The 13,855-nt window shown below is 64.2% G+C and carries 14 protein-coding genes; 7 read left to right on the top strand and 7 right to left on the bottom strand.

All coding sequences use genetic code 11. The annotated features are described in order from the left end of the window. Positions 1 to 12: 12 nt before the first annotated feature. The 4 genes from BVH03_RS00070 (at position 13) to BVH03_RS00055 (ending at position 3,499) form a co-directional block, all read left to right on the top strand. Positions 13 to 639 carry a glutathione S-transferase family protein gene (locus BVH03_RS00070; protein WP_075959295.1) on the top strand — a complete coding sequence of 209 codons (627 nt, stop codon included), beginning with the start codon at positions 13 to 15 and terminating at the stop codon, positions 637 to 639. Positions 640 to 641: 2 nt separating this feature from the next. Further along, positions 642 to 1,592, top strand: a complete 951-nt coding sequence (locus tag BVH03_RS00065) for a Nudix family hydrolase (protein WP_075959294.1) — start codon at positions 642 to 644, stop codon at positions 1,590 to 1,592. A gap of 70 nt (positions 1,593 to 1,662) precedes the next feature. After that, complete coding sequence (locus BVH03_RS00060) at positions 1,663 to 2,592, top strand: AEC family transporter (protein ID WP_075959293.1); 930 nt, start codon at positions 1,663 to 1,665, stop codon at positions 2,590 to 2,592. A gap of 22 nt (positions 2,593 to 2,614) precedes the next feature. Continuing rightward, complete coding sequence (locus BVH03_RS00055; protein WP_075959292.1) at positions 2,615 to 3,499, top strand: RluA family pseudouridine synthase; 885 nt, start codon at positions 2,615 to 2,617, stop codon at positions 3,497 to 3,499. On the opposite strand, the gene BVH03_RS00050 is transcribed toward BVH03_RS00055, so the two are convergent. Genes BVH03_RS00050 through BVH03_RS00035 form a run of 4 tightly spaced genes read right to left on the bottom strand, consistent with a single transcriptional unit; the run spans position 3,489 to position 7,999 of the window. Further along, on the bottom strand, positions 3,489 to 4,064 hold the full coding sequence (locus BVH03_RS00050; RefSeq protein ID WP_075959291.1) for a cob(I)yrinic acid a,c-diamide adenosyltransferase: 576 nt from the start codon (positions 4,062 to 4,064) through the stop codon (positions 3,489 to 3,491). The genes BVH03_RS00055 and BVH03_RS00050 overlap by 11 nt on opposite strands. Positions 4,065 to 4,078: 14 nt before the next feature. After that, positions 4,079 to 6,082: an ATP-binding protein gene (locus BVH03_RS00045; RefSeq protein WP_075959290.1), complete on the bottom strand. Its 2,004-nt coding sequence runs from the start codon at positions 6,080 to 6,082 to the stop codon at positions 4,079 to 4,081. 46 nt (positions 6,083 to 6,128) lie between these two features. Beyond that, on the bottom strand, positions 6,129 to 7,040 hold the full coding sequence (locus BVH03_RS00040; protein ID WP_075959289.1) for a putative 2-dehydropantoate 2-reductase: 912 nt from the start codon (positions 7,038 to 7,040) through the stop codon (positions 6,129 to 6,131). After that, the gene (locus tag BVH03_RS00035; protein ID WP_075959288.1) at positions 7,037 to 7,999 is read right to left on the bottom strand and encodes a response regulator; all 963 of its coding nucleotides are present in this window, start codon (positions 7,997 to 7,999) and stop codon (positions 7,037 to 7,039) included. The genes BVH03_RS00040 and BVH03_RS00035 overlap by 4 nt, the downstream gene beginning before the upstream one ends. Positions 8,000 to 8,262: 263 nt before the next feature. On the opposite strand from BVH03_RS00035, the gene BVH03_RS00030 reads away from it, so the two are divergent. Together BVH03_RS00030 and BVH03_RS00025 are read left to right on the top strand one after the other, a co-directional pair. Continuing rightward, complete coding sequence (locus BVH03_RS00030) at positions 8,263 to 8,742, top strand: YajQ family cyclic di-GMP-binding protein (RefSeq protein ID WP_075930917.1); 480 nt, start codon at positions 8,263 to 8,265, stop codon at positions 8,740 to 8,742. A gap of 105 nt (positions 8,743 to 8,847) precedes the next feature. Beyond that, entirely contained in the window at positions 8,848 to 9,684 is an 837-nt protein-coding gene (locus BVH03_RS00025) for a mechanosensitive ion channel family protein (RefSeq protein ID WP_075959287.1), read from the top strand. A 53-nt stretch (positions 9,685 to 9,737) separates the two neighbouring features. Here BVH03_RS00025 and BVH03_RS00020 read toward each other — a convergent pair whose 3' ends face one another. Both BVH03_RS00020 and BVH03_RS00015 read right to left on the bottom strand, forming a co-directional pair. Next, positions 9,738 to 11,282, bottom strand: a complete 1,545-nt coding sequence (locus BVH03_RS00020; protein WP_075959286.1) for an AmpG family muropeptide MFS transporter — start codon at positions 11,280 to 11,282, stop codon at positions 9,738 to 9,740. 100 nt (positions 11,283 to 11,382) lie between these two features. Next, complete coding sequence (locus BVH03_RS00015) at positions 11,383 to 11,751, bottom strand: MGMT family protein (RefSeq protein ID WP_075959285.1); 369 nt, start codon at positions 11,749 to 11,751, stop codon at positions 11,383 to 11,385. A 133-nt stretch (positions 11,752 to 11,884) separates the two neighbouring features. Here BVH03_RS00015 and BVH03_RS00010 point away from each other — a divergent pair, with 133 nt between their 5' ends. After that, entirely contained in the window at positions 11,885 to 12,889 is a 1,005-nt protein-coding gene (locus tag BVH03_RS00010) for a DUF481 domain-containing protein (RefSeq protein ID WP_075959284.1), read from the top strand. A 48-nt stretch (positions 12,890 to 12,937) separates the two neighbouring features. Here BVH03_RS00010 and BVH03_RS00005 read toward each other — a convergent pair. Beyond that, positions 12,938 to 13,855, bottom strand: a 918-nt coding sequence (locus BVH03_RS00005; protein WP_075959283.1) for an IS4 family transposase, incomplete at its 5' end; no start/stop codon positions are given.

The following is a 13,855-nucleotide window of genomic DNA, read 5'->3' as shown; positions in this document are numbered from 1 at the left end:
CTGGAGAAATAGATGTCGCTCGAACTGGTGATAGGCAACAAGAATTACTCGTCCTGGTCGCTGCGCGGCTGGCTGCTGCTCGAGCTCAGCGGCGCGGCGTACCAGGAAACCCTGGTGCCGCTGTTTCGGGCCGACACCCACGCGCGGCTGCTCGAGCATTCGCCCACCGCCAAGGTGCCGGTGCTCAAAACCGAGGATGCCGGGGTGATCTGGGATTCCCTGGCGATCGCCGAATACCTGGCCGAGCGCTATCCCGAGGTGGCCCTCTGGCCGCGTGATGTGGCCGCCCGCGCCATGGCCCGCTCGGTCTGCGCGGAGATGCACAGCGGCTTCGGCGCGCTGCGCAGCCATATGCCGATGGACATGCAGCGTAACGCGCCGCTGGCCAGCGTGGCGGACGACGTCAAGCACGATATCCAGCGTGTCGTCGCGTTGTGGGCCGGCTGCCGCGAGCGCTTCGGCCAGGGCGGTGCGTACCTGTTCGGCGAGGTCAGCATCGCCGATGCCTATTTCGCCCCGGTCGCCAGCCGGCTGCGCAGCTATGGCGTGCAACTTCCGGCGGATGCAGCGGCCTACGTGGACACCATTTTTCAGTGGCCGGCGTTCCAGCGCTGGTTGCAGGCAGCTTTGAAGGAGTAGACGTGAAACGCGTGCATGTAGCGGCAGCGGTAATCCGCGGTGACGATGACCGAATCCTGATTGCCAAGCGCCCTGACGACAAACACCAGGGCGGGCTCTGGGAGTTTCCGGGCGGCAAGGTCGAGGAGGGCGAAGCCGTTCTCGCGGCGCTGTCGCGCGAGCTGCACGAGGAGCTGGGCATTACCGTGGAGGCGGCGCGGCCGCTTATCCAGGTGCGCCACGATTACAGCGACAAGCATGTGCTGCTGGACGTCTGGGAAGTCAGCCGCTTCGCTGATGAACCCCACGGCGCCGAAGGTCAGCCGCTGGCGTGGGTCAGCGCACGGCAATTGGGCGACTATGAATTTCCTGCCGCCAACCGACCGATCGTCGCGGCTGCTCGGCTGCCCGAACATTACCTGATCACCCCGGAAGGGTTGGACGGCCCCGAGCTGCTTGCAGGCGTGCGGGCAGCGATTGCCAACGGTATTCGCCTGATCCAGCTGCGCGCGCCGGCGATGTTCGACGCCCAGTACCGCGATATCGCCGTGGACGTCCAGGGGCTCTGCGCCGGCAAGGCGCAGTTGATGCTCAAGGGCCCGCTGGAGTGGCTGGGCGATTTCCCCGCAGCCGGCTGGCACCTCACCGCCGAGCAGCTACGCAAGTACGCCAGCAAGGGCCGTCCGCTGCCCGAGGGCCGCTGGCTGGCCGCTTCCTGCCACAGTGCCGAAGAACTCGAACTGGCCTCGCAAATCGGAGCCGATTTCGTCACCCTGTCGCCTCTGCAGGCCACTGCCAGCCATCCCGATGCCCCTCCGCTGGGTTGGCAGCAGGCGACCGACTTGTTGAAGGGCTTCAACCAGCCGTGCTACCTGCTCGGCGGTGTCGGCCCACAGCAGGCCGAGCAGGCCTGGCAGGCCGGTGCCCAGGGCGTCGCCGGGATTCGTGCGTTCTGGTCCGAGCCTCAACACTGACGGCTGCGCTTGTGTCAGCAGGCCGTAGCGCCTACCCTGCGGCGTCCCGTTTTCGAGTGATTCACGGCCCATGGCCTCCGTTCTCAACGTCATCCTGCCGGTCTTCGCGCTGATCCTTGCCGGATTTGCCTGCCGGCGCCTGGGCCTGCTGGGCGCCACCGCCGCCTCGGAGATCAACCGCATGGTGGTCTGGCTGTGCCTGCCGGCGCTGCTGTTCGAGGCGATGGCCACCGTGGTGTGGGACGATATCTGGCAGCCCGGCTTCATCCTCGCCTATGGCATCGCCACCCTGGGGCTCTTCGTTCTGGTGCTGCTGGTGGCCCTGCGCCGTACCGGCAGCCTCGCCGACGCCAGCGTGCGTGGGCTCAGCGCCTCCTACGCGAATACCGGTTACATGGGCATTCCGCTGTGCCTGCTGGTATTCGGCGATGCCGGCATGGAGCCGGCGCTGATCGCCTGCCTGATCGTCATCTGCGTGCTGTTCGCCCTGGCGGTGGTGTGCATCGAAGTGGGCCTGCAGAACGAAAAGAGTCTGCTGGGCGCGGTGCGCAAAGTCGGTGTCGCGCTGTTCAAGAACCCCATCGTCATGGCGCCGCTGCTCGGTGGCCTGTGGGCGGCCACGGCGCAGCCGCTGCCGGCACCCCTGCACCAGTTTCTCAAACTGCTCGCCGCCGCCACTGGGCCCTGCGCGCTCATCGCCCTTGGCTTGTTCCTGGCTGAAAAGCACGCGGGGCCGAAGCAGCGCGGCACCGGCCTGGTACTGATCAAGCTGGTCGCTCACCCGCTGATTACCTGGGGATTGGCCGTCTACGTGTTCCGCCTGCCACCGATGTGGGCACACGCCGCGCTGCTGCTCAGCGCGCTGCCGACCGGCACCGGTCCGTTCATGCTTGCCGAGTTCTACCGCCGCGACGGTGCCGAGGTGTCGAGCACCATTCTGTTGTCGACACTGGGCTCGCTGGTGACGCTGTCGATCTGTCTCTACCTGATCGCGCCCTGACGACCGCACCTGGAGCCTTTGCATGCCACCCTCCGATCAGCCAATCCTACGCCCCAGCACGCTGCACCTGCCCGCTGGCGACTGGGCGACGGTGCTCGACTGTCTGTGCGCGCACTTCTCGGCGATTTCGCGGGACGTCTGGCTCGAGCGCATGGCCCGCGGCCGGGTGCTGGACGCCGAAGGCGCGCCCATAGGCGTCGATCACCCTTACCGGGTCGGCCTGCGCGTACATTACTTCCGTGAGGTGCCCGCCGAGCCGTTGATTCCCTTCGAGGAAACCATCCTGCATGTCGATGAGCACATTCTGGTCGCCGACAAGCCGCATTTCCTGTCGGTGATGCCGGCCGGCGCCTACGTCGAGCAGACCTTGCTGGCGCGGCTGGTCAAGCGTACCGGCAATGCCGATCTGGTGCCCTTGCACCGCATCGACCGCCACACCGCCGGGCTGGTGCTGTTCTCCAGCAACCCGCAGACCCGCGGGCGCTACCAGGCGATGTTTCGCGAGCGCGCCATCGACAAGCGCTACGAGGCGCTGGCCGCTCCCTTGCCAGGGCTGCAGTTTCCGCTGTTGCGCGAGACGCGCTTCGAGGCCGGGGAGCCGTTCTTTCGCATGCGCGAGGCAGCGGGGGTGGCGAACACCCGCACGCGCGTCGAGGTCATCGAGAAACGCGCCGAGCACTGGTTGTACGGTCTGGAGCCGGTCACCGGCAAGAAGCATCAGTTACGGGTGCATATGGCGGCCTTGGGCGCGCCGATCCTCAACGATCCGTTCTATCCCGACGTCAGCTGCGCCGAGGGTGAACCCGACGACTACGGGCGGCCGCTGAAGCTGCTGGCCCGCGGGCTGTCGTTCAGCGACCCGCTGAGCGGCGAGCTGCGCCGCTTCGAGAGTCGCCTCAGCCTTTGACGGCGGCCTGCCAGAGCACTTCGTCGATGCCCAGGCGCCGGGCGATCAGCCGCGCGGCCACGAACAGCAGGTCGGACAGCCGGTTGATGTAGGCCAGCAGCTCACCGCGCAGCGTTTCGATGGCATGCAGCTGGCCGCAGCGCCGCTCGGCAGTGCGGGCGCTGCTGCGACACAGGTGGGCCTGGGCGATCAACCGCGAGCCGCCGGGCAGGATGAAGTTGGTGAGCGGCCCGACTTCCTCGTTCCAGCGGTCGATGGCCGTTTCCAGGCGCTCGATTTCGGCGCTCTGCAGCGCATGGTATTCGGGCATCGCCAGCTCGCCACCAAGGTCGAACAGGCGGTGCTGGCAGGGCGCGAGCACCTCGACCAGCTCGCCGAGCCCCGGATGGCTCGCCTGCTCTTCGAGCAGGTCGGCGAGCAGCAGGCCGAGCTGGCTGTTGAGGGTGTCCACTTCGCCGATGGCTTCGATGCGAGGGTGATCCTTGGCCACGCGGCGACCATCGGCCAGGCCGGTCTGCCCGGCATCGCCGGTGCGTGTGTAGATTTTCGAGAGTCGATAACCCATGGCGTCTCCGCTGATCAGTTGCCTACGCCCAGCGGCAAGCGCAGGGTGAAGCAGGTGCCCTGGCCGGTGCGCGAGTGCACCTCCATCTGGCCCTTGTGGTTGTTGGTGACGATGAAGTACGAGACCGAGAGCCCCAGGCCGGTGCCCTGGCCGACTTCCTTGGTGGTGAAGAACGGTTCGAAGATACGCTTGCGCACGGCTTCGGGAATACCCACGCCATTGTCCTCGACCTGCACTTCGGCCCATGGCGGCGCCAGGCGCGTGCGCAGGATCAGCTTGCCGGGGATGCTGTCGTCGTCGCGCAGGTGGATGGCCTGGGCGGCGTTCTTCAGCAGGTTGAGCAGCACCTGTTCCAGTTCGTTGGCGATGCCGGGAATCGGCCCGAGCTGCGGATCGAATTCGCGCTGGATCAGCAGGCTCTTGAAGTCGAAGCTTTCGGTCAGGTCGAAGTCGTTGCTGGCGATCTCCACGGCCTGGTCGATCAGCGCCGGCAGCTGGCAGGGCGCCAGCTGCCGGTTGCTCAGGCGGCTGAAACTGAGCATGTGGGTGACGATCTTCGAGGCCCGCGCCCCGGCCTGCTGGATGCCGTCGAGCAGCATGGGAATTTCCCGGGCGCTCAGGTAGCGGTCGATGGCCGTCAGGCTGACGTCGGCCAGTTCGGCCTGCTCCTGATTGCGTGGCAGCTCCGGCGACAGGCGCCGGCGGATGTTCTGCACGTTGTGCAGGATGGCGCCCAGCGGGTTGTTGATCTCGTGCGCCATGCCGGCCGCCAGGCCGCCCACGGAAAGCATCTTCTCGGACTGCACCATGACCTCTTCGAGGTTCAGGCGCTGGGTGATGTCGTCGATACGGATCACCACGCCACGGCCGATACTGCCGATCAGCGGGTAGAAGGTCAGGGCGTAGTGATGGGGCTCGTCGTCGCGAATCCAGGTGACGCGTTCGATCTTCTCGACCCGGTGCTGCTCGGCGGTGCGCTTGAGTTTGGACAGGTAGGGCTTGAGCAGCGGGAAGGCGAGGAACACTGGCTGGTTGACCGCCTCGTCGATGGAGGTACCGGACAGCGCGCTGGCTTCCTGATTCCACTGCGCCACGTACAGCTGTTCGTCCAGGGCGATCAGCGCCGAGGGCATGGAGTCGATGATGCTGTTGAGGTAGTTCTGGAAACCGGTGAGCTTTTTCTCGATCTTGCTGCGCACCTGCACTTCGAGTTCCAGCTTGCGATTGGACAGGCGCGTTTCCTCGGCCAGGCCGCGGGCCTGGTTGTAGGCTTCCTCGGAGTCGTCGCGGGCGCGCTTGAGCTGCTGCTCGCGCGCTTCGATGCGCTCGAGCATGGTGTTGAAGGCCTCGGCCAGACTGCCGATTTCATCGCGATTGCCGCGCCGCGCGCGCAGCGAGTAGTTCTCCTCGCGGGTGACCTGGCGGGTCAGCTCTTCGAGGCGTTTGATCGGGCTGGTGACCAGGCGGCGGATCTGCCGCGCCACCAGCAGCCAGAGCACCAGGCTGAAGCCGAGGATCACCAGGCTGGCGGTCACGGTGCCGGTGTAGAAAGCGCCCGGCAACTCGCTGGAGGCGACCAGCAGCAGGTGCCCAGGTGGGGCATCGGCCTGGGGCAGTTCGATCAGCTGGTTGGCGCGGAATTCACCGATGCGCCAGTTGTCCAGCGCATCGACCTGGGTGGGCAGATCGAGTTTTTCGCCACGCTGCAGTTGCGCCATGCTGTTGCCAGCGGCGTCGTAGATCACCGCGGCGCGCAGCGGGCCATAGCCATCCAGGCGTTTCAGCAACTCGTGGGCTGCTTCGCGCGAACTCAGGGCCTCGCGGCTCAGGGCCGAAGTGGCGAACAGCCGGCCGAGGGTCTGCAGTGCCTGGGGGGCGACGCTTTCCTGGGAGATCCAGTAGGCCGCGCTGATGAAGGTCATGTTGGCGACCACCAGCACGGCAGCCAGCAGGACCAGCAGCGCCGCGAGCAATTTTCGGCCAACGGGGAGGTTCTTCAGGCGGTGGCGCAGGCGCATGGGCATGTTTCGTGGTGACAGGTGAGGGCGCAGGTTAGCGCGTGACTCAATAGCGCGGCAATCCGTGCCGGTCCAGATGCTCGAGCAGTTGCCGGTGCACGACTTTCAGGTGCGGCACCTGCAGCGCTGCGCGTTCGGCGGCAGCGCAGGCGTAGCCGAGCAGGTAGCTGATTTCGGTGCGGCGACCGGCGGCCACGTCCTGGTACATGGATGAGTAGTTGGCAGCCGTGGCCTCGATCACCCGCCATACGTCGAGGTGCAGATCCCGGGCGGCGTCAGCCTGGCCACAACCGTGCAATAGCCCGGCGAGTTCGGCGCACAGTGCATCGACCTGATCGCCGTGGCGGACCAGTTCGCCATTGCGACAGCCGTGCAGTACGGTCAGCGGATTGATGGCGCAGTTGAGCGCCAGCTTGCGCCACAGCCGCGCCAGAATGTCCGGGCTCCAGGTATGCGGAATGTGGCTGCGCTGCAGATCGCTCAGCCAGCCTGGCGGTGTGGCATCGAGTGGATCGCCAATCCAGTTGTGGCCCTGACCGGCGAACACCACCCGCCAGTCACCATCGCGAAAAGCGCCCTCGGTGCTGGAGGCGGGCAGGCAACGGCGGCCGGGTAGCTGCACGGCCACTTCGTCCTGGCTGCCCAGGCCGTTCTGCAGCAGGATCACCTCGGCCTCCGGCGTCAGCCGGTGGGCGACTGCCGCGATGGCTTCGGCGGCGTCGTAGGCCTTGCAGGCCAGCAGAAGACGCTCGATGGGTGCCTGTTCGTTCAGGTCACCGGCGACGATGGCGTACAGGCTGGCCTGGCCCTGTTCGACGAGCGTCAGCCCGCCTGCCTGACGGTAGGCGGCCAGGCGCTGCGCGTCACGGAGAATCAGCTGCACTGGCACGCCGGCGCGAAACAGGCGGGTGGCCCACAGGCTGCCCAGGCTGCCGGCGCCGAGTACGTGCCAGCTCATGTGCGCGGCAGGCGTACGGCGGTCACGCGGCCGCTGGCATGGGCTTCGGGTAGCAGTCGGCTGGCCAGGTCGAGCAGGTACTGCTGCTCCATCGGCATGGCCTTGCTGTCCAGCCCGACCACGGCAATGCCGGCCTTGAGGCTGATGAACCCTTCGCTGGTCTTGAAGGCCTTGAGGTTGAGTCCTTCGTGCAGGCGCTTGAAGCTGCTCGGCGAGCACTCCTGCAGGTCGTCGAGCAGGGTGATCAGCGCGAAGTGGCGGTCGTCCAGGCTCACCAGCACGTCCAGCGGACGCACCAGCTGTTGCAGGCGACGGGCCACGCTGCGCAGCAATTCGTTGTAGAAGGCCTTGCCGTGGCGTGCGCCCAGCTCATCGGCGCCCTGCAAGCCGATCAACAGGTAGCACAGCGCGCCGCCGCGCGACTCGACCTGGCGCAGGCTGTCCGCCATCTTCTGTTTCAGGTAGCGGGTGTTGCCCAGGCCAGTCAACGGCTCGACCAGGTTGCGCTCTTCCAGGCTGGCGATGTTCTGCACCAGCAGGGCGTTTTCCTGGAGCAGGCGCTGCAGGGTGCTGCACAGGCGTTCGGCGGCGAATACTCGCGGCAATAGCTGTTCGTTCATGGACGACTTGCTGATGAAGTCATCGACGCCGCGGTCGAAGGCCTCGTTGAGCACATTCTCGCCTTCCTTGCCGGTCAGCAGGATGATGTAGGTGTAGTGTTCGGCCGCCTCGTCGAGTTGGCGCACCCGTCCGGTCAGCTCCAGGCCGTCCATTTCAGGCATCAGCCAGTCGGCCAGCAGCACGCTGGCGGGGCGTTGTTCGAGATTGCTGATGGCTTCGGCAGCGCTGCTGGCGAAGCGAATATCCTGATATCCAGCCTGGCTCAATGCGCGCCCGATCATGGCGCTCGAGAACTTGGCATCGTCCACCACCAGAATACTGAGATGGGGGTTGGGCATGTTTTTTATGGCACTCGTTGGCAGGAAAACGGGTCGAGGGAAGGGGAGTAACCAATACAACGCCGAGCGGTCTGTATCAGAGCGGATATAATGATCGCGCCAATTTTATCGTCAAGCCATCCGCGCGATTTGCGCAGAACTTATTCACGATCTCGCGAACCGGCGCCCAGCACGATGCAGCTCGCATCGCTGCACAGGTGGCTGCCAGTCGGTGAATCGCGAAACAGCGCTGCCCGATCGCGCTTTATATCTGGAGGATTTCCATGCCCTCGTTCGACGTGGTGTCGGAGCTGGACAAACACGAACTCACCAATGCCCTGGACAATGCCACCAAGGAGCTGGAGCGGCGCTTCGACCTGCGCGGCAAGTGCAGCTTCGAGGTCAAGGACAAGGCCGTCACGCTGACCGCCGAAGCCGATTTCATGCTCGAGCAGATGCTCGACATCATTCGCGGCTGTCTGATCAAGCGCAAGATCGACAGCCAGTGTATGGAAACCAAGGACCCCTACGCGTCCGGCAAGGTGGTCAAACAGGAGGTCGAATTCCGCGAAGGCATCGACAAGGAGCTGGCCAAGAAGATCGTCGCCCACATCAAGGAAGCCAAGCTCAAGGTGCAGGCCGCCATTCAGGGCGAACAGGTGCGGGTCACCGGCAAGAAGCGCGACGACCTGCAGGAATGCATCGCCTCGCTGCGTGGCAAGGATTTCGGCATGCCCCTGCAGTACAACAATTTTCGCGACTGATACGGCGGGGTTTATTGAACCCCGGCGAACGGTGGGCGTCGCAATTTCCTGAGCGCCCGTCCGAACGCATGGCGTTTTCGTTTGCATTGCTAGAAGGAATGCCCGATGGATATGAGCATCGACCAGTTGGTCGTGATGTCGCAGGCCTGGATTCCGGTATTGCTGCAGTACAGCGGCAAACTGACCCTGGCCATCGTAACCCTGTTGATCGGCTGGTGGCTGATCAGCAAGCTGACAGGCAAGGTCAGCGCCCTGATGGACGGCCGCAAGGTCGATCGCGCGCTGAGCAGCTTCATCGGCAGCCTGGCGAGCATCGTGCTCAAGGTGCTGCTGATCATCAGCGTGGCGTCGATGATCGGCGTGGAGACCACTTCGTTCATCGCGGTGATCGGTGCGGCCGGCCTGGCCATCGGCCTGGCGCTGCAGGGCAGCCTGGCGAACTTCGCTGGCGGCGTGCTGATCATGCTGTTCCGCCCATTCAAGGCCGGCGATTTCATCGAGGCCCAGGGTGTTTCCGGCTCGGTGGACTACATCCAGATCTTCCACACCGTGCTGCGCACCGGTGACAACAAGGTGGTGATCGTGCCCAACGGCACCTTGTCCAACGGCATCATCACCAACCACTCGCGGCAGAATACCCGCCAGGTGCTGTACGACGTGAAGCTCGACTACGATGCCGACCTGGCCAAGGCCCGCGAAGTGCTGCTGGAGCTCTCCAAGGATGCGCGCGTGCACCAGGAGCCGGCGCCGGTGGTGGTGGTATCCAACCTGGGCGAAACCTCGATCAACCTGTCGCTGCGTATGTGGACGGCAGCCGGCGACTACTGGCCGGTAATCTTCATGCTCAACGAGAGCGTACGCGATCGCCTGCGCGCCGAAGGTGTCGAGCTGGCGCAGCCGCCGCGCATGGTGCAGATGGTTCAGCAGGGCAAGGCCGGCTGAAACGCGGCACGCAGAAATGAAAAAGCCGACGAGAGTCGGCTTTTTCATGGGCGTCATTCCTGTTTCGGCGGCTCGTCGGCCGGTAGCGCACTGGCCCGGTTGCCCTGGCGATGCCACTGCAGCAGGATCAGCAGCAGGGTCGGCACGCCCATCAGCGCGGTGATCAGGAAGAAATCCGCGTAACCGAACTTCTCCACCAGCACGCCGGAATAGCCACCGATCAGGCGTGGCAGCAGCAGCATGATGGAACTCAGCAGCGCGTATTGGGTGGCCGAGAACTTCAGGTTGGTCAGGCTCGACAGGTAGGCGACGAACGCCGCCGTGGCCAGCCCGGAACTGAAGTTGTCCGCCGAGATGGTGAAGATCAGCATCTGCAGGTTGGCACCCATGCCGGCCAGCACCATGAACAGCAGGTTGGTGGCCGCCGACGCCGCGCCACCGATGAACAGGATCGGCATGATGCCGAAGCGCACGATCAGCAACCCGCCAGCGCCGGCGCCGACCAGGGTCATGATCAGCCCGAACAGTTTGCTGACGCTGGCGATCTGGTCCTTGGTGAAGCCCTGGTCGATGTAGAAGACGTTGGCCATCACGCCCATGACCGTGTCGGACATGCGATAGGTGGCGATCAGCCCCAGTAGCAGGAAGGCCTGCCAGCGGTAGCGCAGGATGAAGTCATTGACCGGCGTGAGCACTGGCGCCAGACCGCGGCGGCCCATCGACGACAGGCACAGGGCGGTCAGGATCGTATAGAGGATGGCGCGCAGGAAGGCGCGGTCCTCGAGCAGCAGGTCGAGCAGCGTGGCTTCGCCGGTCACCAGGCTGGGGAAGTCGGTGTTGTAGAGCTGGGTGAACATCGCCGGCACCGACACCAACAGCACGATCAGCACCAGCACCGAAGCGATCTGGTGGCTGAACCCATATTTGGCGGCAGCCAACTGGGTCTTCATCGACACCGCCGGCTCTTTCATCCACAGGCTGGTCAGCAGGCCCGGCAGCATCAGCAGGGCGAACAGCAGGTAGGTACCGGCCCAGGCTGCGTGCTGATAGAGCAGGGTGGTCGAGCCGAGGCCCTCGGCGACGTACAGTGCGCCGGCGGTGGCCAGCAGTGCAGCGACCCGGTAGCCGGCCATGTAGCTGGCAGCCAGGGCGGCTTGGCGGGTGTCGTCGACGATCTCCAGGCGGTAGGCATCGACGGCGATGTCCTGGGTCGCCGAGGCGAAGGCCACCAGCACGGCGAGGGCGATCAGCCAGGTCAGGTGAGTGTGTGGATCGCAAAGCGCCATGCCGGCCAGGCCGATGGCGATCAGAATCTGCGACAGCACCAGCCACGAGCGCCGCCTGCCGAGCTTGCCGAGCAACGGCAGGCGCCATTGGTCGAGCAGTGGTGACCACACCCACTTGAAGGCGTAGGCCAGGCCGATCAGGCTGGCGAAACCGATAGTCTCGCGTGCCACGCCGGCTTCACGCAGCCACACCGACAGGGTCGAGAATACCAACATGTAAGGCAGGCCGGCGGCGAACCCAAGCACCAGAAGAACCAGTGTCGAGGGGCTGGAGTAGGCGGCGATCGCGTCGCGCCAGCTTTTACGATGCATTGAAAGGGGTCGGCCTGGGGGGAGAAAGCATGAACAAGTGGCGCACTCTAGGGGCTAGGGTCGGGTCAGTGCAAGCCGGTTGCGCGTGATGCACCGAGTCTCATGCCTCGTGCTCCAGGGGCCGCCAGCCGTGACGTCGGATATCCACCCGGCCATTGTGGGATAGCACCCCTTCGACGCGCAACCGGGCCCGTTGTTCAACCCCGCTTGGCGAGTCCGTCGTCAGGCTCAAGCGGCCCCCGGCAGCGACCACACGATGCCAGGGCAGGGCAGTGCCATCGGGCAACTGACCGAGGGCTCGGCCGACCCAGCGTGCGGCGCGCCCCAGACCTGCCAGCGCAGCCAGCTCGCCATAGGTGACCACCTTGCCAGCCGGCACCTGGGCCAGCGCCAGGTACAAGGCGTCACGGCGGGCCTGCTGGTTATCGTCGGCCAGTGGCGCGCTGTAATCGGGCTGTCGTGTCGGCATGGCAGTCTCCTCGCTCCGTTTGGATGTCGGCCGTCAATGAACTCGAGGCATTTCCGTCGGTCATTTCTTGCTCAAATGTCGGGTATGCGGATAATGCCCGATTTACCGCGAACCGGAGCGACAGCATCCGCTTATGTTTACTCGTACCTTGTTGTGCCTGGGCCTCAGCGTAGCCGCCACACCGCTGCTGGCCGATACCGTATGGATGAAGAACGGCGACCGTCTGACCGGAACCATCAAGGTTTTCGACGGCGGCAAACTGATGCTGCAGACCGCCTACGGTGGTTCCATCCCGCTGGACTGGAAGCAGGTCGCCACCCTGGAAAGCGATCGCGAGTTGCTGGTCAAGGAAAACGACATCACCGGCGAGCGCGCCAAGTCGCTGCAGGCCGCCGATTCGGGCAAGGTGATTCTCGCCAATGGCGATGCACCGAAAACCGTCGAGCTGGCCAGCATCAAGCAGATCATGAAGCCCAAGCCCTTCGTCGAAGACTTCATGTGGAAGGGCAACGTCGATGTGGCCATGGATTACAAGCGGGCCGAGAGCGACACCGATGACTATGACATCGACCTCAAGACCCAGGCCCGTCACGGCAAATGGCGTCACAACGCGAAGGTCGACTACAACCGTGAATTGCGCAACGACGTGGTCAGCACCGACAACTGGGGCACCGAATATGCCCTCGACCGCTTCCTCGATGAACAGTGGTTCTGGCAAGGGCGTCTGGAGTACAAGCGCGACAAGGTCGAAGACCTGGAGCGTCAGCGCACCATCGGTACCGGTCCGGGTTACCAGTTCTGGGATAACGAACTGGGCGCATTTTCCGTTGCCGGTCTGCTCAATCGCTCCGACTACGAATATGCCAATGGCGAGCAGGACGACTTCTACGCCATCAGCATGCGTTGGGACTACAACCGCTACCTGATCGGCAAGACCTTCCAGTTGTTCAGCTCTGGCGAAGTGGGCAAGCCGCTGGCCAGTGCCGCTGATTACTCACTGGATGCCGAAGTGGGCCTGCGCTACAAGGTCACCGACTGGGCCTCGTTGAACATGAAAGCCTCGAAGGATCAGGTCAGTGGCTCGGATGGCGACAAGGATGAAACCCGCTACACCATCGGTTTCGGGGTGGGTTGGTAACCCGGTTCGCTGCAACGCTGAAAGCCCCGCCCGCGTGCGTAATGCTGTTCACTTAAGCGGAGCAGCCTTACGATCCACTGGATATCGGGTTTTGGAAATCTTCACCGTCCTGGTTCTTCCCGGCCTTGGACGGTGATCCAGAAACATCCCTCCGATACCTCCCCGCAACTCAGCCAACCTTCTGCCTGTCGCCGATACCGGATTAGCAGCTGCCATGACGATCAGTTGTACCGCAATGTACTGGCAGGCAGGTTTGAAGCGTATGTCTGAAGGCGTTCGGCCAAAGGCTATTGCGGCGTGGCTGGCCTCTCGACGGATGATGTTGTAAGCCAGTAAAAGTCCCCAGACCTCTTGATAAATAAGGTCGACCTTCTTGCTGCGCAGCGTTACCGCATTCTGCTGCATTGAGCTTTTGATATCCCGGAAGCCCAGCTCGATTTCCCAGCGTTCCAGATATAGTTCGGCGACCGCTTCTGCGCTGTAGTCCTCGACCGGCAGCGACGTGAGCAGCGATCTGATACACCCCTGGCTTTGATAGCTGACCTCGCGCACTTCCCAGTGTGTGGGGAGAGCCGGGTTTCGTTTGCGAGCCTGAGGCGAGACTTTCATCCGTACGCGACGATCATGCTCGCCATAGCGCTCGACTTCCTCCATCACCAGGTTCTTGCGAGCTGGCGTGAGCCAGTGCCGATTGCTTCCCCCATCGGCAATGCTCAGCAGCAAATCAGCTCCCCAAAAGCCTTTGTCGAACAATGTAATCGAATTGTCCGGAATCTGGCCCAGGAAGGTTTCGGCCAAGCGCATCTCACTGCCGCGATAAGGACCGAGCTGCGCATCGAGGATCACGTGGGAGCGCACGTTCATCAAGGCAACTAGGCGCAGCATCGGAAAAGGCGTCTGGCGCTCGGTGCCCGTATTACCAGAGCCAAAATGCTCCCTCAGCTCAGGAGAATCAGGGGTTCTCAG

It is taken from the genome of Pseudomonas sp. PA15(2017) (genome assembly GCF_001945395.1).
In the GTDB taxonomy this organism is placed as follows: Bacteria; Pseudomonadota; Gammaproteobacteria; order Pseudomonadales; family Pseudomonadaceae; genus Aquipseudomonas.
Note: the sequence above shows the minus strand (reverse complement) of the source record. Positions and strands in the feature narration are given on the sequence as shown.

Bases quoted from the DNA above. Each gene is read 5' to 3' on its own strand.
- BVH03_RS00070 (WP_075959295.1), top strand. From the start codon at position 13: ATGTCGCTCGAACTGGTGATAGGCAACAAGAATTACTCGTCCTGGTCG.
- BVH03_RS00060 (WP_075959293.1), top strand. From the start codon at position 1,663: ATGGCCTCCGTTCTCAACGTCATCCTGCCGGTCTTCGCGCTGATCCTT.
- BVH03_RS00055 (WP_075959292.1), top strand. From the start codon at position 2,615: ATGCCACCCTCCGATCAGCCAATCCTACGCCCCAGCACGCTGCACCTG.
- BVH03_RS00050 (WP_075959291.1), bottom strand. From the start codon at position 4,064: ATGGGTTATCGACTCTCGAAAATCTACACACGCACCGGCGATGCCGGG.
- BVH03_RS00045 (WP_075959290.1), bottom strand. From the start codon at position 6,082: ATGCGCCTGCGCCACCGCCTGAAGAACCTCCCCGTTGGCCGAAAATTG.
- BVH03_RS00040 (WP_075959289.1), bottom strand. From the start codon at position 7,040: ATGAGCTGGCACGTACTCGGCGCCGGCAGCCTGGGCAGCCTGTGGGCC.
- BVH03_RS00035 (WP_075959288.1), bottom strand. From the start codon at position 7,999: ATGCCCAACCCCCATCTCAGTATTCTGGTGGTGGACGATGCCAAGTTC.
- BVH03_RS00030 (WP_075930917.1), top strand. From the start codon at position 8,263: ATGCCCTCGTTCGACGTGGTGTCGGAGCTGGACAAACACGAACTCACC.
- BVH03_RS00025 (WP_075959287.1), top strand. From the start codon at position 8,848: ATGGATATGAGCATCGACCAGTTGGTCGTGATGTCGCAGGCCTGGATT.
- BVH03_RS00020 (WP_075959286.1), bottom strand. From the start codon at position 11,282: ATGCATCGTAAAAGCTGGCGCGACGCGATCGCCGCCTACTCCAGCCCC.
- BVH03_RS00015 (WP_075959285.1), bottom strand. From the start codon at position 11,751: ATGCCGACACGACAGCCCGATTACAGCGCGCCACTGGCCGACGATAAC.
- BVH03_RS00010 (WP_075959284.1), top strand. From the start codon at position 11,885: ATGTTTACTCGTACCTTGTTGTGCCTGGGCCTCAGCGTAGCCGCCACA.